Below are 25,087 nucleotides of genomic sequence, written 5' to 3'. Positions count from 1 at the left end.
AAAAGATGTAAGTACTGCATTTTTTTACGTGAAGCCATGTGGGAATTGAGTGGTGGAACACAGGTAGCTCAGGAATTAGCAAATTTTAGTTTACTGATGATGTGACATTATGAATAAAAAAATTGTGAGATTTTCGGCATTAGCGTTGGCAATAGGGTTTTTATCGGGTTGTACTATTATACCGGGCCAGGGTTTGAATAGCCTGCGTAAGAATGTAGTCGAGTTACCAGATAGCGATTATGATTTGGACAAACTGGTTAATGTATATCCAATGACGCCAGGGCTGATCGATCAGTTACGTCCAGAAACCGTGTTGGCCCGGCCTAATCCGGAACTAGATAAGCAGCTTAGTAGCTATGAATATCGAGTTGGCATAGGTGATGTACTGATGGTTACTGTGTGGGATCATCCTGAACTGACTACTCCGGCAGGCCAGTACCGTAGTGCCAGTGATACGGGTAACTGGGTGAACTCTGATGGTAAAATTTTCTACCCATATATTGGCAGGGTTCAGGTAGCAGGTAAAACTCTTAGTGAGGTTCGGCAAGATATTGCCAGGCGATTGACAACGTTTATTGAGAGCCCACAGGTTGATGTTAGTATTGCAGCATTTAGGTCTCAGAAAGTTTATGTTACTGGAGAAGTTGCAACTTCGGGTAAACAGGCAATAACTAATATACCTCTGACTGTAATGGATGCGATAAATGCTGCTGGAGGGTTAGCTACGGATGCTGACTGGCGGAATGTTGTGTTAACACATAACGGCAAAGATACAAAAATCTCTCTTTATGCTTTGATGCAGAAAGGAGACTTAACTCAAAATCATCTGTTATATCCTGGTGATATTTTATACGTGCCACGTAATGATGAGCTTAAAGTATTCGTGATGGGGGAAGTTGGTAAGCAGTCAACACTCAAGATGGATCGTAGTGGAATGACGCTGACGGAGGCATTAGGAAATGCTGAAGGAATTTCTCAAAACATGAGTGATGCTACGGGGATCTTTGTTATTAGACAGTTACAAGCTAATAAGCAAGGGAAAATAGCAAATATCTATCAGCTAAATGCACAAGATGCTTCTGCTATGGTAATGGGGACTGAATTTCATCTTGAACCTTACGATATTGTTTATGTTACTACAGCACCAATCGTTCGTTGGAACCGCGTAGTTTCGCAGTTGGTTCCTACGATATCAGGCGTTCAAAGTATGGTTCAAACTACACGCTATATACATCAATGGTAAGTTAACCAATGTTTGATACAATTTTAGTGCTATGCACCGGAAACATATGTCGATCACCAATAGCGGAACGTATACTACGAAAGGCTTTTCCTGAGAAAGAGATAAGCTCAGCTGGAGTAGGTGCTCTTGTTGGAAAGTCTGCCGACGCATCAGCGATAAATGTTGCGGAAAAGTATGGAATATCCTTAGATGGTCATAAAGGCAAACAGTTTACGGCAGAGATGGGAAGGCGATACCAACTAATTCTAGTTATGGAACGGCAGCAGTTAGAACAGGTTAGTAAAGTTGCTCCAGAGTTAAGAGGGAAAACGATGTTGCTTGGGTATTGGAATGGCAACAAAGATATTCCAGACCCATACAAAAAAAGCGATGAAGCTTTTGACTCTGTATATAAATTAATTGAACAGTCTTGCAGTTATTGGATTAATAAACTTGCAGGTTAAAATTAGGTATGATTTATGACATCAGAATTAACTAACAAAGCTACAAACTCGGATACTGATGAAATCGATTTGGGGCGTCTGTTTGGTGAAATAATTGACTACAGAAAACTGATTGTTTCGATCACTGCAGGATTTACTGCGTTAGCAGTACTGTATACAGTACTTGCTACACCAATATATCAAGCAAACGCATTAATACAGGTTGAGCAAAAACAAGGGAATGCAATATTAAATAGCTTAAGCCAGATGATCTCCGGAAACCAACCGCAATCAGCACCCGAGATCGCTCTATTGCAATCTAGAATGATTTTAGGGAAAACCGTAGATGATCTTAATCTTCAGGCTAAAGTTGAACAAGAATATTTACCCTTAGTTGGAAGGGGACTTGCCAGATTGTTTGGTAACAAGGATGGGGGGTAACGATTTCTCATCTGTATATACCTACAATCGGCAGCGTTACACCAATTGTAAAGTTGACTGTAACTGACAAAAATAACTTTATCATTACCGGAGATATGGGGAGCGCTAAGGGTAAAGTTGATGAAGTATTAGATTATAAAGGTATTTCACTGTTGGTCAATAAGATTGATGCAGCACCTGGTACAACATTCAAAGTATCATATATTACTAAGTTAAAAGCCATATCTAATATACAGAGTGTTTTTTCGGTAATGGACCAGGGTAAAGATACAGGGATGCTTAATCTAACTATGTTAGATGCGAGTCCTACTATGGCTACAAATATATTAGATAGTATTAGTCAAAACTATCTTGCACAGAACGTAGAGCGGCAAGCTGCACAGAACGCAAAAAGCTTGGAGTTTTTGGGTCAGCAATTACCGAAGGTTCGGAGTGATTTAGATACGGCAGAAGGGAGGTTAAATGATTATAGAAAACAGCAAGACTCAGTCGATTTATCAATGGAGGCAAAAACGGTACTAGCTCAGATCGTTAATGTTGATAACCAACTAAATCAACTGACGTTTAAAGAGGCTGAAATATCCCAGTTATATACAAAAGAGCATCCAACATATAAAGCGCTTATTGAAAAAAGACAAACTTTACAAAATGAAAGAACAAGACTTAATAAAAAAGTAAGTTCTATGCCATCGACTCAACAAGAAGTTCTGCGTCTGAGTCGTGATGTTGAATCTGGACGTGCAGTTTATATGCAGTTACTTAATAGACAGCAAGAGCTTAATATCGCGAAGTCAAGTGCTATTGGTTATGTTCGGATTATCGATAATGCAGTAACAGACCCTTTGCCAGTCAAGCCTATGAAATTGGTCATTGTTATTGCTGGTTTTATATTTGGTGTATTAGTTTCTATTGGTATTGTGTTGCTCAAAATGTTTTTCCGTCGTGGTGTGGAATCTCCTGAGCAGCTTGAAGAAATGGGAGTTAATATCTATGCAAGCATACCAACATCAGAATGGCTTAATAAAGGAGGGAAAACATTCAGTCAAAAACCACAAAATGAAATACTTCTGGCACTGGAAAATCCCGCAGATTTGGCAATAGAAGCGATTAGAAGTCTTCGTACGAGCCTACATTTCGCAATGTTGGAAGCAAAAAATAATATTTTAATGATATCAGGTGCTAGTCCGAATGCAGGAAAAACATTTGTTAGTAGTAATCTGGCTTCGATAGTTGCACAGACTGGAAAAAAAGTGCTTTTCATAGATGCAGATATGCGTAAAGGTTACATCCACAAAGTCTTTGGCAACCAAAATACACTTGGACTATCGGATGTGCTTTCAGGTAAAGCTTCGCTAGATGATGTAATAACTAATGTGGAAGATGCTGGTTTTGACTTCATCCCTAGAGGGTTGGTGCCACCAAATCCAGCTGAATTGCTAATGCATTCACGATGTGAAGAATTATTTAAGAATGTTTCAAATTTATATGATTTGGTTATAATCGACACACCACCAATATTAGCCGTAACAGATGCAGCAATAATTGGGCAATATGCTGGAACCGCATTGTTGGTTGCTCGTTTTGAACAAGATACAGTGAAATCAATAACAGTCAGTATCAAACGATTCGAACAGTCTGGAACTATAATTAAGGGTTGTATACTTAATGGCATAGTAAAAAAAGCAAGTAGTTATTATAGCTATGGATACAATCATTATGGATACTCATACGCTGATAAAAAATAATCAAGCATTAACCTTATTTTCTCTCTGAATAAGGTCATGACGTAGTATGAAAGTATAGTATTATGCCATCAAAATTTAAGAGGGTATCATGACATATTTCATGAGACATTTAATATGTAGTACGCTACTCATTTTGAGTGATTTTGTTAGTATCGTGGTTTCTATATATTTTGCTTTGGGTCTATTCTCTATTAGTATTGATGAACCAACAAAACATATACAAGATAGTCAGGTAAATGGGTGGATTTTACTACATTGGGTTTTGGGAATTTGCTGTGTTTCATGGTATGGAATGCGCTTGCGCCATTACTTTTATCGAAAAACATTTTGGTATGAGTTGAAGGAGATATTTAGAACTTTAATCATTTTTTCAATTATAGAATTAGCGGTAATAGCATTCTCAAAATGGTATTTCTCCCGGTACCTGTGGCTGATGACATGGATGCTAGCTGCACTATTGGTACCGTTGAGTCGAATGGCAGTCAAATGGTATCTCAATAAATATAACCTATGGCTTAGAGAAACATGGATCATCGGTAATGGTAACAATGCAAAAGAAGCTCATTTGGCGATAAACAGCGAAAGAAATTTAGGTTTTAAAATTGTAGGTTTTATTTCAGGAAAAACTAATGATAAACAAGCTAATGAGTGTATTGACGGAATTAAAGTAATTAATGTAGATCATACATGGCTTAAAAATGTTGATACTAAAATGCAATTTATTGTTGCGGTAGAAACTGAGCAAAGTGAAATACGAAATTATTGGTTACGCCATTTAATGATTAATGGCTACCGCTATGTATCCGTAATACCCACATTACGTGGTATGCCATTAGATAGTATTGATATGTCATTTATATTCAGTCATGAAGTAATGATCTTTAGAGTTCAGCATAACCTTGCTAAATGGTCTTCAAGGCTTTTGAAGCGTGGTTTTGATATTATCGGGTCTCTGGGGATCATTCTAGCACTGTCACCACTGCTTTTCTTTATCTATAGTAAAGTGAAGAAAGATGGTGGGCCAGCAATTTATGGTCATGAGCGAGTAGGAAAGGGCGGAAAATCTTTTAAGTGTTTGAAATTTAGATCCATGGTGGTTAATTCAGCTGATGTGTTAGAGGATGTATTAAAAAATGATTCTGCTGCAAAAGCAGAATGGGAAGCATCATTTAAATTGAAAAATGATCCTCGTATAACAAAAATTGGTGAGTTTTTAAGACGTACAAGCCTAGATGAACTACCTCAGTTATTCAATGTTTTAAAAGGTGAGATGAGTTTAGTTGGCCCAAGGCCGATTATAACAGCTGAATTAGAAAGATATAATGAGGAAGTAGATTACTATTTGCTTAGTAAACCAGGCATGACAGGATTATGGCAGGTCAGCGGTCGCAGTGATGTTGACTATGATACCCGAGTATATTTAGATACTTGGTATGTAAAAATTGGTCTATGTGGAATGACATTGCTATTTTATTCAAAACAATCACCGTTGTTCTAAAAAAAGATGGTGCGTATTAGCGAAAAATAACAGGGCTCTAGCTTATTAAAACGGGGATAACATGAGAAGAAAAATTGTACATTATTTAGTAGTCTTATCGTTCTCTTTAATGTTACAGCCTGTGGCTCGAGGAGTCCAAATTCAGGATATGATTGGCGTTAATGGCTCACCAAATGATGATAAATTAAATGAATTTGATATCAAATGGATTAGAGCCGACTTCTCTTGGAAAAGTATTGAAAAGGAGAAAGGTGTATATAATTGGAAAAAATATGACGAAATGATTATTTCGGCACATAAAAAGGGGTACTCACTTTTGCCAATTTTGGGTTATACCCCTGTCTGGGGAGGTGATGGTAGTCAAGGATCACCTCCAGCAGATGAGGGTAATTGGACAAACTTTATAAGTGCTGCAGTTAAAAGATATTCACAACCGCCATATAATATAAAATATTACCAAGTCTGGAATGAACCTACACGGAAAGCAGGTTTTTGGAAAGGAAGTAATGAGGAGTTTATTGATTTGATTTTTATACCGGCAGCAAAAATTATAAAAATAAATGGAGGAAAAGTTGTTTTTGGTGGATGGCCTGTTTCTAATAGTATTACTGAACTTGTTAGAATATTAAAATTATCAAAAGCATATTCATATACTGATATAATTGATTTTCATTACAGAACATCTAATGCTTATGAAACACTGTATAAGCAATTTATTAAAAACGGGTTAGTATCTGGCATATGGCAGACAGAAATCGGATATACAGATAAACCATATTTTCTCCTTACAGAGTATTCAAAGATACTGTCATGGAACATTAAGCACAATTGGAATGAACCGAATAAGTATAAGATTTTTGGTATCCTTTTTTTCTAATAAAAAAATCATAAAAAATCGATATATGCAAGTGATAATAACAAAAAATATATAACCGATAATGGGAGACAGCTTAAGCTTTTTTTTAGATATATATTCAGGAGGAGAGTTATTACCACTGAAGTATTGGTCAAATGATGTTAATCCAAAAGAAAATTCATTTGCTATAAATGTTAAGGGGAGAAAAATTGTATATGCAATATATTCAAGAAACGATTCTTATTTAGAAAGAAAGGAATATTACATTGTTGCCGGAAATATAAATATACGGGATGCAATGATTTATTGTTCCAATGGAGTTGTCGGGAAATATTCAGGATATACTAAAAACGGCCAAAATTTAGTACTGAAGTTTGATAAAAATATAATAAAGAATATGTGTGGGGATAGTCCTATATACTATGTAGTATTACAATACTAAGCAGCTTTAAACAGGATTCAAAATACGTGAAAAGATCATAAAATATTTGATTGTGATTTCATTTTTAGGGACAGTAACAAATTTTATTCCATTAAGTGTTATTATGTTGTTTTTTATTCCATTATCAGTATTATCTATTTTTTTAATGGTGAATATAAGTTTAGAAAAATTGAGATATACATAATAATTTTATTCATCTATGTCATTGCATCTACCCTTTTTATGCACCAGACTCATTCCTTGATTATGATTTTTATCGAAAAGATGGTAATTTTATAATTAGCTATTTAGTATTATTGTTTTATATATTTTTACCATTTTGTCTTTCTATTGATGTAGATAAACTAATTTCGCGTACACTACCCATTTTCTCTATTATTTCGATAATCGGAATTGTCGCTCTTCCAAATGAAGAGGCTGGAGTCAAGCATTTTTTCTTTGTTGCGCATAATGCTGCAGGAGGTTTTTATAGTCTGATCTCAGGGGTAGCAATAGCATATTATTTATCAACAAAACAAAAAAAATATATGTTATATTCGGGTTTGTTTTTTCTTTGCTTATGGATGACAGATTCTCGAGGTAGTGTTCTTGCAATTTTATTAACGATCGTCTATTGGCGTTTATTCAAATTCAGGTGGCCCGGTACCGCATTCCTCATTTTTCTTTTGTTACAGCTAGCCATAATACTATACACATATCCTATCTGGGTTAAAATGGGAAAACCTCTTTCATATAGTGATATAGATGTCACTGCAGCTGTTAATATGGAAAGGGCTCATACATTTTTGGATAGATTGTATATATTGTGGCCACGTGCATTCGATAATTTCCTCCACTCTATTTTGGTTGGGATGGGTTTTAGTAGTTATGATGATCAATGGGTAAGGTATGATGATATTATCCCATACATATTTAGTATAAAAATGGATAATATTGTTGTTCATACAGATTCACATGCACACAATTCAACATTTGCAATTTTATCCGAATTAGGTATTGTAGGCTATATTTTATTTATATTGTTGTTTTCTCAAATATTAGCTAAAATAAATGAAATGAAAAAATACAACCCCAACTATTCACTAATGCTTTTATTTAGCTTTTGGTCATGTATTTTTTCATCAGGTACAGAGCATAGAATTACAACTCCATCACAGATGGTGCCATTTTTTACCTTGTTTGGTATAGGGTATGTGACATACCTTCATAAAAGAAAAAAGGTTGGTAGCTAAATGTATAAAGTGCTCCATATAAATGATTCCTGGGAAGGGGGTGGTGCTGAGGCTGTGTTCAGGGATACCATCAAAGTTTCACAAGAGCTTGGTATTGAATATGATGTGATTATTTCAGAAGGAAAAAGGAGTTTTTTCACATATATTTATTCAATCAAAGAGTATAAAAAGTCAAAAAAAAATACAATTGTTTAAACCTGATGTCATTCATATTCACAATTATTATCATTATTTATCCCCATCGATTTTGATGGCAATTAAAAATTAAGAAATAATAAGTCCTGGAAAGGACGGGTCGTTTTCACTGCGCACGACTATCACCTTATTTGCCCTAATAGTGGGTTGCAATATTATAAAGGTAATACCCCACACAACTTTGCTATAGATAAAAAAGACTTTAGGTATTATAAGTCTTTTGACAGACGAGGGTTTTTATATTCTACACTAAAATTATTACAGCATTTACTCTGTTATAATATATTGAAACTAAATAAGGAAATAGATAAAATAATATCCCCTAGTTATTTTCTGAAAAAAGTATTCCAGAATTGGGGAGTGTTATGTGATATTTTTGTCATTAGAAATCCCATTGTAGGTTCTACTGAAAACTCATTAACTAAAAAACTCACAATATCTGAGTCTAACAGTATTAAGCTTGTTTTTATGGGTAGGGTAACAGAAGAAAAGGGTATTTTGAAATTTATAGATAAACTCCAGGTTTCTAAGTTTAACATTGACTTTCATATTTATGGGACCGGTGAGTTAGTCGATGCAATTAAAAGCCTAGATTTAAGAGTTGGGCTAAAAATTATATTCCATGGATACATTGAGAGGGATAAATTACTCGAAGAAGTGTCTTCCTATGATATTTTTGTTTTGCCATCGATCTGGTATGAAAATGCACCACTTTCCATTCTTGAGGCTGCGAATCTGGGATTACCTGTGATTGTACCTAACTACGGTGGGCTTAAGGAAATGGCCTCTCTTACTAACAAATATTTTATGTTTGATTATTCAAATAGTAGTATTGATGATTGCTTATATTATGCGATGGAGGAAGTAAATAATAACTTTATTGCTAACCCTAAAGAATTTACATATGATAATTATAAAAAGAATATTATAAATGTATATTTTAAGTGAAACATGGGTTGTTATGAATAATTAAGATTAAATGATGAGGTTATATGTATAATAAAAGTGTTAGTGTATATATCCCTACGCATAATAGACCGGCGTTCTTAAAAGAGCACTAGAGTCATTAACAAAACAAACCCATAATGATTTCCAGGTAATAGTTAGTGATGATGGTTCATCAACAGAAAACTATAAAATTGTAAAAGATACCGTAAAAGAATATAAACTTTCATTTTCAGACATAATTTTGTTAAGAAGTGAAATGCCGCAAGGTGCATGCGTTGCGCGGAACAAAGCTATTAATGCATCTGATGGTTATTATGTAACAGGTCTTGATGATGATGATGAATTTACCTCAACAAGACTTGAGACATTTTTACAAAGTAAATATCTATCGCTTTATCCATATCTTTCTACCGGACAGATTGTTGATGATGGTAATAGTAAAATTAAATCTTTTTTGTACCTTAATAAGGAAACTACCTTACAATCATTACTTTTCCACAATGTAATTGGCAATCAAGTATTTGCGGAAAAACAACAGATACAAAACATTGGTGGGTTTGATAAAGAATTCCCTGCCTGGCAAGACTATGAATTATGGATACGTTTGACAAAAAAATGTGGTACTGGTTTCAAACTTCCTTGCCATACTTATATACTCAATATCAGCCATGAGCTCAATAGGATTACGAACTCTCAAAAAAGTAAAATGGCAGTTGATAAATTTATTGAAAAGCATAAGGATTTGTTAGAAAGGAAACACATTCAAACTTTATATATACAAGATTTAATTAACAGAAATCAACAGCTGGGTATTTCAGAACTAAAAAGATATATGAATATGAATAATTTAATGTTAAGTATGAAATATATTTTTGGTAAAAAATTTCCAAGAGTTAAGAATTCATTTAAAAAAATATTTGAACTTTTGATTTATAAAACTATTTCTTAAAGTTGGGTATATGAATATGAATTTGGATGTCGGTATCATAGGTGATTGGTTCGTAACGTATGCTGGTTCTGAAAAGTGGTATCAGAATTTATTAAAATATATCCTGAGTCAGAGTTATATGCTGTTGTTGATTTTTTAAATAATGAAAATAAAAAGAGGTTTCTTAATAAAAAAATTAACACAACTTTTATCCAAAATTTGCCTAAATCGAAGCAACTATATCAAAAATATCTACCTCTAATGCCATTAGCAATTGAGCAACTGGATGTAACACGACATGAAGTTATTCTTTCAAGTAGCCATGCTGTCGCAAAAGGTGTTCTGACAGGCCCAGATCAATTGCATATAAGTTATGTTCATTCTCCCATTCGATATGCATGGGATTTACAACATCAATATCTTCGGGAAGCAGGTTTGGATAAAGGCTGTAAATCGGCTATTGCACGCTGGATACTGCATAAAATGAGAATGTGGGATGTTCGTACCGCAAACGGGGTTGATCATTTCATTGCTAACTCAAAATTCATTTCCCGGCGAATACATAAAGTATATGGTAGGGATGCAGATGTTATTTATCCGCCAGTTGATATTAATCGTTTTACACTTAACACGTCAAAGAGCGATTATTATATTACAGTGTCCAGGTTGGTTCCTTATAAACGTGTTGATTTGATCGTTGAAGCATTTACACAACTTACGGATAAAAAATTAGTTGTAGTTGGCGACGGTCCAGATATGAAAAAAATCAAGTCCAAAGCATCAAGTAATATCGAAATTCTTGGGTATCAAGAAAACGATAGAATGAATCAGCTTATGCAAAATGCAAAGGCATTTGTTTTTTGTGCTGAAGAAGATTTCGGTATTTCTCCTGTTGAAGCTATGGCCTGTGGTACTCCGGTTATTGCTTTTGGTAAAGGTGGTGTCCTTGAGTCTATTATACCTCTTGGGGAGAAATGTCCAACTGGGCTGTTTTTTGAACAGCAAAATGTTTTATCAATATGTTCAGCAATAAAGCGATTTGAACAAAATATTGATAAATTTAATCCTTCAGATTGCAGAGCAAGGGCTGAATTATTTTCGGAGGAGAGATTTAGAAAAGAAATTTCAGGATATGTAAATAGTAAATGGCTTGATTTTTGCGAGTCCAAAAAATAGTGTATTAACTGTCAAATATTCTCAGTCCTTGATAAGGTTACAAAATGAGCAATTTAGCTATAATACCCGCGCGTGGCGGTTCAAAAGGTATTCCGAAAAAAAATATTAAATCTATTGCAGGGAAACCTCTTATCGCATGGAGCATTGAACATGCACTTCAATCGCAATCCATAGATCGTGTTATCGTAAGTACTGACTCTTATGAAATCGCGGAAATTGCTCTTGATTTCGGTGCCGAGGTTCCTTTTATGAGGCCTTCAGAATTAGCTAATGATAAGGCGGCTACTGAGCCTAGTTTGCTACATTGCATTAACTGGCTAGCGGACAACGATGGCTATAAACCTGATTATACGGTATTGTTGCAAGCAACATCCCCTGTTAGGAATGTTGATTCAATTGATAATGCTTTTGATAAATTAAGATCTAAAAAAGCAGATTCATTGCTTACAGTTTGTGAATTTTGGCATTTTTTATGGGAAAACTCAAACGACCCAATTGCATTGTATGATTACATGAATCGTCCTCGTAGACAGGATATTCGGCCTGAAAATGTAAAGTTTAAGGAAAATGGTTCTATTTACATTACCAACACGGAAATTCTTCTAAAAACAGGAAATAGACTAGGAGGAAAAGTTGCATCTTTTGTAATGTCTGAAGAGGAAAGCTTTGAAATTGATACCCAGATTGACTGGGATATAGTAGAAGTTATTTTACAGAAAAAAATTGAGGGCTGATATATGCTAATCCAAAATAAAATTTCAGATTTTCTCGTTTTCGAAACTGAGTCCGTATTAAAAGCTCTCGAAAAAATAAATCAAAACAAAAACAGAATTGTTTTTATTGTCAACGAGAATGGAAAGCTTAGTGGTTCTTTCTCGGATGGCGATTTTCGTCGTTGGATTACAACCGGTGATTTCGATTTCAACATCGAAATTTCACAAGTAATGAATACAACATTTATATCAAAGAGAGTGGACTCCTCTCTGAAAGATATTGAAAGCTTATTTAACAATGGTGTCAACGTCATACCATTAATTGATGAGTATCGTCGTTTTGTTGCAGTTGCTATTCAGGGTGATCGAGGGATTTCAATTGGTAAGAATATTATCTCAGAAGATTCACCTGCATTCATTATTGCTGAAATAGGTAATAATCATAATGGGGATATTAATTTAGCAAAGCATCTTGTTGATCTTGCTGTTGATGCTAATGCTGATTGCGTAAAGTTTCAGATGCGAGATTTAGGTCAGTTATATAAAGGTGGTGAGGATAAAGATAAGTCTGCTGACCTTGGTGCCCAGTATACACATGACCTGCTTAGCCGTTTTCAATTAAGTAACGATCAGTTGATCGAAGTTTTTGATTATTGTAAATCTAAAGGTTTAACTCCTATGTGTACTCCATGGGATTTAAATAGCCTGCATATACTGGAACAATATGGTATGGAAGCATATAAGGTTGCTTCTGCTGACTTTACCAACCATGAAATGCTTGAAGCTCTTGCGGCAACTGGTAAACCTCTGATTTGCTCAACAGGAATGTGTACGGAATCTGAAATTAAAAAATCTGTAGACTTTCTCAAGTCTTTAGGTGCTCAATTTGTCATTTTGCACTGCAATTCAACTTATCCAACCCCATTTAAAGATGTAAATTTATCTTATATAAAAAGGTTACAAAATATAACTGGCGGCATTGTTGGTTATTCAGGACATGAACGAGGGATTTCTGTACCGATTGCAGCAATTGCCCTTGGGGTTAAGGTAATTGAAAAGCATTTTACGATTGATAAAGGAATGGAAGGAAATGATCACAAAGTTTCCTTACTTCCCCATGAATTTTCAGAGATGGTTTTTAAAATTCGTGAAGTTGAAGAGTCTATGGGAAAAGGGGGGAACGTTTAATTACACAAGGTGAAATGATCAACAGAGAAAATCTCGCAAAAAGTTTGATAATTAATCAAGAACTAAGAAAAGGTGAGATTATTACTCGTAATATGATTGAGATAAAAAGTCCTGGACAAGGCCTACAGCCATTATACATAGATCAGCTAATTGGTCGAAGTGCGATTCGAGATTTTGAAAAAGGAGACTTTTTTTATGAGTCTGATTTGAATGATGCTCCGGTTGAAGCTAGAAATTATTCGTTCAACCGGCCTTTTGGTATCCCTGTCCGTTATCATGATTATGAAAAACTTAAAGTAAAATCTAATCTTGATTTTGTTGAATTCCACTTGAGTTATCAAGACCTAGAACTTAATTTGGATGATTTCTTTACTGAAAAACAATCAATCGGCTTTGCAATTCACAGTCCTGAGCTCTTTATTAATGATCATATTCTTGACCTTGCATCAGAAAGCGACGAGTACAGAAATAAATCAATTAGCTATTTGAATCGAGTATGTGATATTACTAGGAAACTTAAAGAATATTTTCCAAAAACAAAACGTCCTGTTATTGTCGTAAATGCAGGCGGATTTAATACAAAGGGTTTTTTACCGAAAGAAAACACAAAGTTGCTTTATAAACGTGTTGCAAATTCATTGAAAGAAATTAATCAAGACGGTGTTGAAATCATTATTCAGACAATGCCGCCGTTCCCTTGGCATTTTGGTGGCCAGAGCTACCATAATTTATTCGTTGATCATGTTGAAATTTCAAGTTTTTGTGACGAAACTGGTTATCGAATTTGCTTTGATACCTCCCATTCTATGATGGCATGTAATTATTATGGCTGGGATTTTCATAAATTTACTTTAGCCGTTGCAAAATATACTGCACATATGCATATTGTTGATGCATTGGGAGTTGATGGAGAAGGAGTCCAAATAGGGAAGGGGGATGTAGACTTCGAAATCTTAGCACAAGACCTTAATAATGAGGCGCATAATATTCAGTTTATCCCTGAAGTATGGCAGGGCCATAAAAATGGTGGTGAAGGTTTCTGGAGTGCACTGGACTTCTTGGAAAAATATTTATAATGAAAAAATTGGCTGGAGCAGCAATGCTATCAGCAGGTGATATCTTAGGGAAGCTCATTGGCTTCCTTATTTTACCATATCTGACCTCAAAAATGGGTGTTGCGGAATATGGCCTGTTGACTTTATATCTTTCATTTGTTCAAATTCTTATTATTCTTATTTCTTTTAGTGGGCAGGGACTTCTACCTGTCAAATTTATACAGGAGAATGAAAATGAAAGCTTAATATTCAGGAGGGATAACATAACACTGGCTATTCTATCATCGATTGTCTTATATGTTTTTTTTGCGTTAACTAAGTATTGTTTTGGATTTGGTTTTTCATATGAGGATGGTTTTTTTTGTTATATGCGCATCTTTAGTTCAGGCAATAAACATAGTTAATTTATCGCATCTTAGAATTAGTCAGTCATATACACTTGCTTCGTTAGGGCAGTTTTCTCTGTCTGCACTAAATGTTCTTTTTACTATTGTTATTTTCTCTTTTTTAGTGGTACTGCTACATATCGTTTACTTGCTGTTACTCTCTCGTTTCTATTAGTGCAAATTTTTACTATTGCTTTATTTATTCGAAAGTGAATGTGGATTTTAGTAAACGTAAAGGTTCGGTCCAACAAGCCTATAAAGAATTATTACGTTACGGCATATCTCTATGGCCGCACCATGGGAGCTATTGGATTAAATCATCAATAGATCGTTTCTTTATTGCTCATTATATGAATGTTTCTATTGTGGGAGTCTATGGTCTGGCCCTTCAATTATCTTCAATATTAATGCTTTTTTTTAGTGTCATAAACCAAGCTTTTCAGCCTTTTATTTATAGGTATATTAACGATGGAAACTTCACAGCAGTCAGAAAAATTCAATATATCTATGTAATATTGGTCTTATGTTGTTCGTTAGTCTGCTACTTAATAATGCCGTTTGTATTTCCTTATTTGTTTGATAGTAAGTTTAATGGAGCGATGATCTATTTTATTTACTTGATACCAGGGACAACATTTATGTGTATTTATTATATATATACAAATGTTTTGTTTTTTATAAACAGAATAGAATAATTTCACTTATCACGACATCCTCAATGATTGTGCATCTGTTAGGTGTGTTTTTTGTGGTGTTCACAAAAGTTTCTGTAGAGATGTTTTGCATCGTATATACAATCTCAAGTGCTTTTGCATGTTTTGCAACGATCTATTTTTGTAATAAACAGATAAAATTAAATATGAGGGGGGTAATGCTTTATAATATAAAAAATATTTGAAGGAATTATTTAAGTTAATATATAGGAAAGAAGTTATTAATAAGGCCATGAGTGTTGGTGATGGTTTGAAAATTAATTTCCCCACAAAGGTTACATCTAAAACCAAACTAGGAAATAATTTCAATTCTAACGGGTTGAAAATACTTGGTTCTGGTATGGTTACAGTCGGCGATAATTTTCACTGTGGATTTGGATGTGTTATCATAACCGAGAATCATAATCATAATGGAGTCCGTATACCTTATGACTCGAGCTATATTGTGAAAAATACACTTATAGAAGATAATGTTTGGTTCGGAATTAATGTCATTGTATTACCTGGTGTGACTATTGGAGAAGGGGCTATTATTCAGGCTGGAAGTGTTGTTGTCTGTGATATACCTGCGCTTTCTATAGCAGGTGGACATCCTGCAAAGGTTTTTTCCTGTAGAGACAAAGAACACTATTATAATTTGAAACAAAAAAAATTATTCCATTAATGCTGCCGAGGGTTTTAATTTGAAATATTTGGCATATATTGAATCTCCATTGCAAGCTTTTAACTTAATGGAGTATGCTGAAAAGTATAAGCTTAAAATTGACACTGTAATTATAAACAAAAAAACAAGCGTATCAAAAAAAACTATACCCAAATTTTATCTGTAATAGAAAATATTCGGGTAGATAAAATTTTAGAGGTTGATGTAGAGGCTGGGAAAAAAAATATATTTAAAATTAAGGCATTGTTCGATTCATATCTTCCTTGTACGGTTGAACCGTATTCCTTGATTTGCGGTGAGTACCGCTCTATGATCTTTTGGTATATCTGTGGTCGTTTCTCATGCCGGAAAGTGATAATGCTTGATGACGGTACCGCGACATTGCGAATAAATAGAAAAAACAGAGTGTTTAAAAGAACCTTTCGTGATTATATATACAAATTATTTGGGTTCGTTGATGGTTTCATGGAGCCTGTTGTTTTTTTCTCTGTTTATGATATTAGTTTGCTTATTTCTTCAAGAGACACTCTTATCACTCATAAGTATGATTGTTTCAAAAAAAAAATGGAGTCTTTCCCTGTTGGTGATAATGTTGTTTATGTAATAGGCTCTCCATTTATGGAGGCTGGTGTTGTTAATGATGATGACATACCTCCCACACTGGAAATGATTTCAAGATTAAAATATAAATATAAGAAAGTAATTTACATTTCTCACCGAAGAGAGAGAAAGGAAAAATTAGTTAAAATTAGCGAGTATGTGTCTGTTGAAAATTTAGATTACCCATTTGAGTTATTGCCATTAGCATTGGGACGTAAGATTAGCTCAATTGCGGGGTTTTATTCGTCGCTGTTCGATAATATGTATGTTATTTGTGGTGGTGCTTTGACGATTGAGTGTTTTTATTTGCCTAAAAATACCATTAACCCTTCTTGGCATTCATTTGTTTCTGATGTTTATGATAATTATCATAGATATCCAGATGGTTCTTTTATATTTCATCACTTAGACTGAGTGATTTTTTAATCTCCAGTGTAGGTTATAGTATTTGGCTCTGCTGATTTGCCATTTATGAAACCCGTGCGCTTAGATTAAACCTATACACTTATGTGTGTAGATGTTGCTGTTGTACACTTAGAGTTTCACTATGCGGTCAGCAATCTTTAAGCTAATATATTTGGTACATTTTAACTGCGAGCGTGTCGCAGTGAGCACACCAGACAGGAGAAAGTAATGTCCAAGCAACAGATCGGGGTTGTCGGTATGGCAGTGATGGGGCGCAACCTTGCGCTCAACATCGAAAGCCGTGGTTATACCGTCTCTGTTTTCAACCGCTCCCGTGAAAAGACCGAAGAAGTGATTGCCGAAAACCCTGGCAAGAAACTGGTCCCACATTATACCGTTAAAGAGTTTGTTGAATCCCTCGAAACTCCACGCCGCATCCTGTTGATGGTGAAAGCAGGCGCTGGTACCGACAGTGCGATTGATTCCCTTAAGCCGTATCTGGACAAAGGCGACATCATCATTGATGGGGGTAATACCTTCTTTCAGGACACAATTCGTCGTAACCGCGAATTGTCTGCTGAAGGTTTTAACTTCATTGGGACTGGTGTTTCTGGTGGGGAAGAGGGCGCACTAAAAGGCCCATCTATCATGCCTGGTGGGCAGAAAGAAGCTTATGGGCTTGTTGCACCAATTCTCGAGCAGATCGCTGCTCGTGCGGAAGACGGTAAACCCTGTGTCGCCTATATTGGTTCTGATGGTGCTGGTCACTATGTCAAGATGGTGCATAACGGTATTGAGTATGGCGATATGCAGCTTATCGCTGAAGCATACTCTTTGCTGAAAGGAGGTCTGGCACTTTCTAATGAAGAACTGGCAACAACCTTTACCGAGTGGAACGAGGGCGAGCTCAGCAGCTACCTGATTGATATCACCAAAGACATCTTTACTAAAAAAGATGAGGAAGGTAAATATCTTGTTGATGTGATTCTTGATGAAGCGGCCAACAAAGGTACAGGTAAATGGACTAGCCAGAGCTCACTCGATCTGGGCGAACCGCTGTCATTGATCACCGAATCTGTTTTCGCACGTTACATCTCTTCACTGAAGGACCAGCGTGTTGCAGCGTCTAAAGTCCTGACGGGACCAAAAGCTCAATCAGCTGGTGACAAGGCTGAGTTTGTAGAGAAAGTTCGTCGCGCTCTGTATCTGGGCAAAATTGTTTCTTATGCTCAGGGTTTCTCCCAACTGCGTGCTGCGTCTGATGAATACAACTGGGATCTGAACTACGGTGAGATTGCTAAAATCTTCCGTGCCGGTTGCATTATTCGTGCTCAGTTCTTGCAGAAGATCACTGATGCTTACGAGCAGAATGCGGGTATCGCCAATCTGCTGCTGGCGCCGTACTTCCAGCAGATTGCTGATGAATATCAGCATGCGCTGCGTGATGTTGTGGCTTATGCCGTTCAGAACGGTATCCCGGTTCCGACATTCTCTGCTGCCATTGCCTACTACGACAGCTATCGTTCTGCAGTCCTGCCTGCTAACCTGATTCAGGCCCAGCGTGATTATTTCGGTGCTCATACATATAAACGTACTGATAAAGATGGTGTGTTCCATACTGAGTGGATAGGCTAACTTATCGGAAATAAAACAACCTAGTTAATATAGCTAGGTTGTTTTATATGAGGCTATCATAAGTATTTTATATAAGTTGTTCATTTTACTCATTCTTATTTTTAATACTGCTTATTTTTTATTTGGTTAAGTATGTGTCAGTTTTTATTAATAATTTAGATTGAGTAATTTAATTAAGTGTGTTCCGGATGATTTTTATTTAAGACTGGTCATTACCAAGGCCATTGCTTATGCAATTGCGTCATTTTTCTCTGGTATAATTAATTTAAGGATTTTACTATGTTACTTCCTGTAATTATGGCTGGCGGCACAGGTAGCCGTCTGTGGCCGATGTCTCGCGAACTTTATCCGAAACAGTTCTTGCGGCTGTACGGACAGAACTCAATGTTGCAGGAAACTATTTCTAGGCTCTCGGGGCTTGAAATTCATGAACCGATGGTAATTTGTAATGAAGAGCACCGTTTTCTGGTCGCGGAACAACTGCGTCAACTCAATAGACTGTCGCAAAACATTATTCTTGAACCAGTTGGACGCAACACCGCCCCGGCTATCGCGTTGGCTGCGCTGCAGGCAACCCAACAAGGTGACGATCCGTTGATGCTGATCTTGGCTGCCGATCATATTATTAATAACGAACCAGTTTTCCATGATGCTATCCGCGTTGCAGAGAAATACGCTGACGCGGGGCATCTTGTGACATTCGGTATCGTACCCAACACGCCAGAAACCGGCTATGGCTATATTCAGCGCGGTGTTGCGCTGACTGATAAGGAACATACACCTTATCAAGTTGCACGTTTTGTTGAAAAACCTGATCGCGAGCGAGCTGAAGCCTATCTGGCATCTGGGGAATACTATTGGAACAGTGGTATGTTTATGTTCCGGGCAAAAAAATACCTTGCGGAGTTGGCTAAATTTCGCCCAGACATTCTGGAGGTCTGCCAGTCAGCAATTAAAGAAACTGATAGTGGTAGCGATTTTATCAGCATCTCGCATGATATTTTTTACAAATGCCCTGATGAATCAGTTGACTACGCGGTTATGGAAAAAACTGAGGATGCAGTTGTAGTCGGTTTGGATGCCGAATGGAGTGATGTTGGCTCTTGGTCCGCTTTGTGGGAACTTAGCCCGAAAGACGGGCAGGGCAATGTATTGAATGGAGATGCTTGGGTTCATAATAGTGAAAACTGCTATATCAACAGCGATGAAAAGTTGGTGGCGGCTATCGGTGTAGATAATTTGGTAATTATTAGCACCAAAGATGCTGTGTTGGTTATGAATAAAGATCGTTCTCAGGATGTGAAGAAGGCGGTAGAGTTCCTGAAACAGAATCAGCGAAGCGAATACAAACGGCACCGAGAAATATATCGGCCATGGGGGCGTAGTGATGTTGTTGTTCAAACTCCACGTTTTAACGTCAATCGTATTACGGTTAAACCTGGTGGTGCTTTTTCAATGCAAATGCATCATCACCGCGCAGAACACTGGGTTATTCTCGCTGGTACAGGGCAGGTGACAGTAAATGGTAAGCAGTTCTTGCTGACAGAAAATCAGTCAACTTTTATTCCTATAGGTGCGGAACACAGCTTAGAGAATCCTGGTCGAATTCCACTGGAAGTCCTGGAAATTCAGTCAGGCTCTTATCTGGGTGAAGACGATATTATCCGTATTAAAGATCAATACGGTCGTTGCTAATTTGTGTTTAAGGATAAAATAGATGGCGAAGTTAAACTGTTTTAAAGCCTATGATATTCGTGGCGAACTGGGTGAGGAACTAAACGAAGATATCGCCTATCGTATTGGGCGCGCTTATGGTCAATTCCTTAAGCCAAAACAGATTGTGGTAGGAGGAGATGTCCGTTTGACTAGTGAGCCATTAAAGCTGGCACTAGCGAATGGTTTGATGGATGCCGGAACTGATGTTCTGGATATTGGCCTGAGTGGTACTGAAGAGATTTACTTTGCGACTTTTCATCTTGGTGTCGATGGAGGGATAGAAGTCACTGCTAGCCACAATCCGATGAACTATAACGGTATGAAACTGGTACGCGAAAATGCAAAACCGATCAGTGGCGACACCGGTCTGCGTGATATCCAACGTCTGGCTGAAGAAAATCAGTTCCCACCCGTCGATGCTAGCCAACGCGGGACACTACGTCAGCTATCTATCCTGCAGGAATATGTCGACCACCTTATGGGGTATGTCAACCTAGCAAATTTTACTCATCCACTGAAGCTGGTTGTGAACTCTGGTAATGGGGCAGCAGGCCATGTTATTGATGAAATCGAAAAACGATTTATTACTGCAGACGCGCCGGTAACCTTTATTAAGGTACATCACCAACCTGACGGCAATTTCCCTAATGGTATCCCTAACCCGTTGTTACCAGAATGCCGCCAGGATACTGCTGACGCCGTTCGCCAGCATCAAGCGGATATGGGGATCGCGTTTGATGGCGACTTTGACCGTTGCTTTATGTTCGATCATGAAGCGGAATTTATCGAGGGATATTACATCGTAGGCCTTCTAGCAGAAGCATTCCTACAGAAACAGCCAGGAGCAAAAATTATTCATGACCCTCGCTTAACCTGGAACACTGTGGATATAGTGACCCGTAGTGGGGGCGTTCCAGTAATGTCGAAAACTGGTCACGCGTTCATCAAGGAGCGTATGCGTCAAGAGGATGCAATCTATGGCGGAGAGATGAGCGCACATCATTATTTTCGCGACTTTGCATACTGCGACAGCGGAATGATCCCTTGGTTGCTAGTTGCTGAGTTGTTGTGTTTAAAAAATACTTCACTGAAGGCGCTGGTAGAAGATCGCAAGGCTGCATTCCCAGCATCTGGCGAAATTAATCGCAAGCTGAACAATGCTGCAGAAGCTATCTTGCGGATTCGCGAACGTTATGAACCAAATGCCTCATTTGTTGATACTACAGATGGTATCAGTATTGAGTACCCAGAATGGCGTTTTAATCTCCGTAGCTCTAATACCGAACCTGTGGTTCGACTGAATGTTGAATCAAAAGCAGACCAGTCATTAATGAATGAAAAAACTGCTGAAATTTTAGCACTTCTCAAATAGTAATCATTCTGTTAAAGCCATAGGGATTAGTAATTTATTGCACGTTCTTCCTTATGGCTCATTCTTGACATCCCTTAGAGCAAAGAGTAAAACCGCCAGAAGCGTAGATTACAGGGTGGCTAATATGCCGCTGTCCAGTTAACTGATTAAAGTGTGATCGAATGAAAATTACTATTTCCGGTACCGGTTATGTTGGTTTATCAAACGGCATCCTGATTGCGCAGAACCACGAAGTGGTTGCGCTGGATATCATACAATCCAAAGTTGATATGCTTAACCAAAAGATATCTCCGATTGTCGATAAAGAGATTCAGGAATATTTAGCCGAAAAACCGTTGAATTTTCGTGCGACAACTGATAGGCAAGATGCCTATCGCAATGCCGACTATGTCATTATCGCGACACCAACTGACTACGATCCAAAAACTAACTATTTCAATACCTCAACGGTCGAAGCCGTCATTCGCGATGTGACTGAGATTAACCCTAACGCCGTGATGATCATCAAATCGACCATTCCGGTCGGTTTTACTCGTGATATCAAAGAACGACTGGGTATCGACAATGTCATTTTCTCACCGGAATTTCTGCGTGAAGGTCGGGCGTTGTATGATAATTTGCACCCGTCTCGTATTGTTATCGGCGAGCGTTCCGAACGTGCAGAACGCTTTGCCAGCCTGCTGAAAGAAGGGGCGATTAAACAGGACATCCCGACGCTGTTTACCGATTCGACAGAAGCCGAGGCTATCAAGTTGTTCGCTAACACCTATCTTGCGCTGCGTGTGGCCTATTTCAACGAACTGGATAGCTATGCAGAAAGTCAGGGCTTGAACAGCAAGCAAATTATTGAAGGTGTTTGCCTGGATCCGCGTATCGGCAACCACTACAACAACCCGTCATTCGGCTACGGCGGTTATTGCCTGCCGAAAGACACTAAACAACTGTTAGCCAACTACGAATCAGTACCAAACAACATCATTGGCGCCATCGTCGATGCGAACCGTACCCGTAAAGACTTTATTGCGGACTCTATCCTTGCGCGCAAACCGAAAGTGGTTGGCGTTTATCGCCTGATCATGAAGAGTGGTTCGGATAACTTCCGTGCCTCTTCGATTCAAGGGATTATGAAGCGCATTAAAGCCAAGGGTATTCCGGTAATTATTTACGAACCGGTGATGCAAGAGGATGAGTTCTTCAATTCTCGCGTTGTCCGTGATTTGGATGCCTTCAAGCAAGAAGCGGATGTCATCATTTCCAACCGCATGGCGGAAGAATTGTCAGATGTAGCCGATAAGGTCTATACCCGCGATCTGTTTGGCAACGATTAGTCCCTTCTCATGCTCAGAACTGGCGGCATTATTGCCGTCAGTCTGATTCAATCGTTTTTCCTCAAAAGTCCCCCATCATCTATATTTCCTACATTTTGTTCTATAAATCCCGCAGCCGTGTGATGTGGGCTGTAATTTTGCCCAAAACTCATTGCAGGTCCTACTGTGGTCGGATATGTTAAATCACACCTTGTAAAGAGCTGCCGTCACTGAGATGTAGATGCCGGAGATAAGCGCCGGAAGGGTAAAGAAGCCTGCTATGCGGGCTTTTTTTGTTTTTGTACCAACGTTCCGAATGCGGGGCATGCATGGAGTTGTCTGAACTGAGTTTTAATCAGCAGCATGAAAAAAGGCAAAAAAAACCGCAATCTGGATTGCGGTTCGGGAAGGCAGATGTAAGCACTCAGGCGTTGTAATACCCTTTGTACCACTCTACGAAGTTCTTCACCCCGTGATTAACTGATGTCTGCGGTTTAAAGCCCACAAGGTCATACAGCGGCCTTGTGTCCGCGCTGGTTTCCAGGACATCGCCGGGCTGCATTGGCATCATATTCTTCTCTGCCTCCATTCCCATCGCTTCTTCCAGGGCGGTGATGTATTCCATCAACTCGACCGGTGAGCTGTTACCGATGTTGTAAACGCGGTAAGGGGCTGAACTGGTCGCTGGCGATCCATTTTCTACAGTCCACTCTGCATCTGGCTGCGGGATAACATCCTGTACACGGATGATCGCTTCCACTATGTCATCGATATAGGTGAAGTCGCGCTTCATTTTGCCGTAGTTATAAACGTCAATGCTCTTACCTTCCAGCATGGCTTTCGTAAACTTAAACAGCGCCATGTCCGGACGGCCCCATGGACCATACACGGTGAAAAAGCGTAATCCGGTGGTGGGAATGCCATATAGATGAGAATAGGTATGTGCCATCAGCTCGTTGGCTTTTTTCGTCGCGGCATACAGCGATACCGGGTGATCGACCGAATCGTCGGTGGAAAAAGGCATTTTGCGGTTCAGTCCATACACTGAACTGGAAGAGGCATACAGCAAATGCTGTACTTTATTGTGGCGGCAGCCTTCCAGAATGTTCAGATAACCGATCAGGTTAGCATCAGCATAGGCGTGAGGATTTTCCAGCGAGTAACGAACACCGGCCTGTGCTGCCAGATGGATCACACGTTCAAACTTCTCAGTGGCGAAAATTTGCGCCATTTCTTCTCGATCGGCAAGTTCGGTTTTATAGAAAGTGAACAGGGGAGACTGCAGTAGATCCAGACGAGACTGCTTAAGACTGACATCGTAGTAGTCGTTCATGTTGTCGATGCCAACAACCTCGTGACCTGCCTCCAGAAGGCGCTTGCTTACATGAAAGCCGATAAATCCTGCGGCTCCAGTGACTAAAAACTTCATATTCATCCTCCGGGTTGCTTGTTCCCCGCTATATATATTTGCTGATTTTACACTGGCTTGCCTCGGGGGTCATCTGCTTTACCGTTGCAGGATATGAGTTGATGGCATGAAGTACCGCCAGCCATTCTGGGTAGTGGTTTGAATGATTGCCAATGTCTGGAAATTTTATTGCAAATGGTAATTATTATCATGTATTAAATAAGTTAGCCTATTAATAATACCTTCTGTTTTTTATGGCGGCTATCCGGTAGGTCAGGTTTGCAGCAAATCCGGTGGTCGATATCATTGCTCAATATTGTATCTATTTATAAATTTTCCGAATCATTTGTGGAGATCATTCGTTATTACTATGCTAAATAAAGGTGATCTAAATTTTTTGCTTGTATTTCATGTGGTTACAGTTATTTTTTCGATGCGTATATATGATGTATCAATAATGTATATTTTCTTCCTGAATGGATTGATTATGGTTTTTCATTTTTATTCTCTCAGACCAGAGCTATAATGCGCCTGTCATTTGTACATCGTACAGATTCATTATTGCTAAAACTCACTTTCAACCGCGGCAGTTGGTTGGCTGAGCAGAATTGGTGTCGGCCGGATTCGTGTACAGAAGAAAGGTGTAGCGGGCCGGTGGGAGCACAGGTTATTCCACCTGGCTTAGTTCTGCGAAAGATTGAGTAAACCCTTAGCAATAGGTTACCAGCGTTTGCTGAATGGTTTTAAGCGTAGACTGGAATGTAGTGATTACAAGCTGTCGGCAGCGAGATGAATTGAG

20 protein-coding genes and 3 pseudogenes are annotated in these 25,087 nt (G+C 38.0%); 22 read left to right on the top strand and 1 reads right to left on the bottom strand.

Annotated elements, in window-relative coordinates; genetic code table 11:
* Positions 1-109 precede the first annotated feature (109 nt).
* The 22 genes and pseudogenes from ACMYSO_RS05925 to ugd all read left to right on the top strand — a co-directional run bounded on the left by ACMYSO_RS05925 (position 110) and on the right by ugd (position 22,901).
* Entirely contained in the window at positions 110-1,243 is a 1,134-nt protein-coding gene (locus tag ACMYSO_RS05925; protein WP_434669738.1) for a polysaccharide export protein, read from the top strand.
* A gap of 8 nt (positions 1,244-1,251) precedes the next feature.
* Positions 1,252-1,686 carry a protein tyrosine phosphatase gene (locus ACMYSO_RS05920; RefSeq protein ID WP_434669736.1) on the top strand — a complete coding sequence of 145 codons (435 nt, stop codon included), beginning with the start codon at positions 1,252-1,254 and terminating at the stop codon, positions 1,684-1,686.
* A gap of 15 nt (positions 1,687-1,701) precedes the next feature.
* Positions 1,702-3,851, top strand: a pseudogene (locus tag ACMYSO_RS05915) (polysaccharide biosynthesis tyrosine autokinase).
* 88 nt (positions 3,852-3,939) lie between these two features.
* Positions 3,940-5,369 (top strand): annotated as a pseudogene (gene wbaP / locus ACMYSO_RS05910) (undecaprenyl-phosphate galactose phosphotransferase WbaP).
* Positions 5,370-5,410: 41 nt separating this feature from the next.
* Entirely contained in the window at positions 5,411-6,226 is an 816-nt protein-coding gene (locus tag ACMYSO_RS05905; protein WP_434669734.1) for a hypothetical protein, read from the top strand.
* A gap of 61 nt (positions 6,227-6,287) precedes the next feature.
* On the top strand, positions 6,288-6,647 hold the full coding sequence (locus tag ACMYSO_RS05900) for a hypothetical protein (RefSeq protein ID WP_434669733.1): 360 nt from the start codon (positions 6,288-6,290) through the stop codon (positions 6,645-6,647).
* A 527-nt stretch (positions 6,648-7,174) separates the two neighbouring features.
* Positions 7,175-7,879, top strand: coding sequence for an O-antigen ligase family protein (locus ACMYSO_RS05895; RefSeq protein WP_434670750.1), 705 nt, complete (start codon positions 7,175-7,177; stop codon positions 7,877-7,879).
* Complete coding sequence (locus tag ACMYSO_RS05890) at positions 7,880-8,074, top strand: hypothetical protein (RefSeq protein WP_434669732.1); 195 nt, start codon at positions 7,880-7,882, stop codon at positions 8,072-8,074. It abuts the gene before it with no gap.
* Between the two features lie 360 nt (positions 8,075-8,434).
* Positions 8,435-9,022: a glycosyltransferase family 4 protein gene (locus ACMYSO_RS05885; protein WP_434669730.1), complete on the top strand. Its 588-nt coding sequence runs from the start codon at positions 8,435-8,437 to the stop codon at positions 9,020-9,022.
* A gap of 151 nt (positions 9,023-9,173) precedes the next feature.
* A complete protein-coding gene (locus ACMYSO_RS05880) occupies positions 9,174-9,971 on the top strand; it encodes a glycosyltransferase (RefSeq protein WP_434670749.1) in 798 nt (265 codons plus the stop codon).
* Positions 9,972-9,981: 10 nt separating this feature from the next.
* A pseudogene (locus tag ACMYSO_RS05875) lies at positions 9,982-11,126 on the top strand (glycosyltransferase family 4 protein).
* A gap of 44 nt (positions 11,127-11,170) precedes the next feature.
* Complete coding sequence (locus tag ACMYSO_RS05870; protein ID WP_434669728.1) at positions 11,171-11,860, top strand: cytidylyltransferase domain-containing protein; 690 nt, start codon at positions 11,171-11,173, stop codon at positions 11,858-11,860.
* Positions 11,861-11,863: 3 nt separating this feature from the next.
* Positions 11,864-13,027 (top strand): N-acetylneuraminate synthase family protein, encoded by a 1,164-nt coding sequence (locus ACMYSO_RS05865; RefSeq protein WP_434669727.1) that lies wholly within the window; start codon positions 11,864-11,866, stop codon positions 13,025-13,027.
* Positions 13,028-13,041: 14 nt separating this feature from the next.
* Entirely contained in the window at positions 13,042-14,103 is a 1,062-nt protein-coding gene (locus ACMYSO_RS05860; RefSeq protein ID WP_434669726.1) for a TIM barrel protein, read from the top strand.
* Positions 14,103-14,486: an oligosaccharide flippase family protein gene (locus tag ACMYSO_RS05855; protein ID WP_434669724.1), complete on the top strand. Its 384-nt coding sequence runs from the start codon at positions 14,103-14,105 to the stop codon at positions 14,484-14,486. Before ACMYSO_RS05860 ends, ACMYSO_RS05855 begins: the two co-directional genes overlap by 1 nt.
* Positions 14,487-14,677: 191 nt before the next feature.
* Entirely contained in the window at positions 14,678-15,163 is a 486-nt protein-coding gene (locus tag ACMYSO_RS05850) for a lipopolysaccharide biosynthesis protein (RefSeq protein ID WP_434669723.1), read from the top strand.
* 250 nt (positions 15,164-15,413) lie between these two features.
* Positions 15,414-15,845: an acyltransferase gene (locus ACMYSO_RS05845; protein WP_434669722.1), complete on the top strand. Its 432-nt coding sequence runs from the start codon at positions 15,414-15,416 to the stop codon at positions 15,843-15,845.
* Between the two features lie 132 nt (positions 15,846-15,977).
* Positions 15,978-16,859, top strand: coding sequence for a polysialyltransferase family glycosyltransferase (locus tag ACMYSO_RS05840; RefSeq protein WP_434670748.1), 882 nt, complete (start codon positions 15,978-15,980; stop codon positions 16,857-16,859).
* Positions 16,860-17,078: 219 nt separating this feature from the next.
* Positions 17,079-18,485, top strand: a complete 1,407-nt coding sequence (gndA, locus tag ACMYSO_RS05835; RefSeq protein WP_434669721.1) for an NADP-dependent phosphogluconate dehydrogenase — start codon at positions 17,079-17,081, stop codon at positions 18,483-18,485.
* Positions 18,486-18,764: 279 nt separating this feature from the next.
* A complete protein-coding gene (locus tag ACMYSO_RS05830) occupies positions 18,765-20,180 on the top strand; it encodes a mannose-1-phosphate guanylyltransferase/mannose-6-phosphate isomerase (protein WP_434669720.1) in 1,416 nt (471 codons plus the stop codon).
* 22 nt (positions 20,181-20,202) lie between these two features.
* Entirely contained in the window at positions 20,203-21,573 is a 1,371-nt protein-coding gene (gene rfbK / locus ACMYSO_RS05825) for an O9 family phosphomannomutase RfbK (protein ID WP_434669719.1), read from the top strand.
* Positions 21,574-21,734: 161 nt separating this feature from the next.
* On the top strand, positions 21,735-22,901 hold the full coding sequence (gene ugd / locus ACMYSO_RS05820) for a UDP-glucose 6-dehydrogenase (RefSeq protein WP_434669718.1): 1,167 nt from the start codon (positions 21,735-21,737) through the stop codon (positions 22,899-22,901).
* Between the two features lie 403 nt (positions 22,902-23,304).
* Here the strand turns inward: ugd and ACMYSO_RS05815 are convergent, their stop codons facing one another.
* Complete coding sequence (locus ACMYSO_RS05815) at positions 23,305-24,309, bottom strand: NAD-dependent epimerase (protein WP_434669717.1); 1,005 nt, start codon at positions 24,307-24,309, stop codon at positions 23,305-23,307.
* Positions 24,310-25,087 lie beyond the last annotated feature (778 nt).

The sequence above is a fragment of the Klebsiella sp. B345 genome, assembly GCF_051131735.1.
Taxonomy (GTDB): domain Bacteria; phylum Pseudomonadota; class Gammaproteobacteria; order Enterobacterales; family Enterobacteriaceae; genus Klebsiella.
This window is presented reverse-complemented; position numbering and strand designations above follow the sequence as displayed.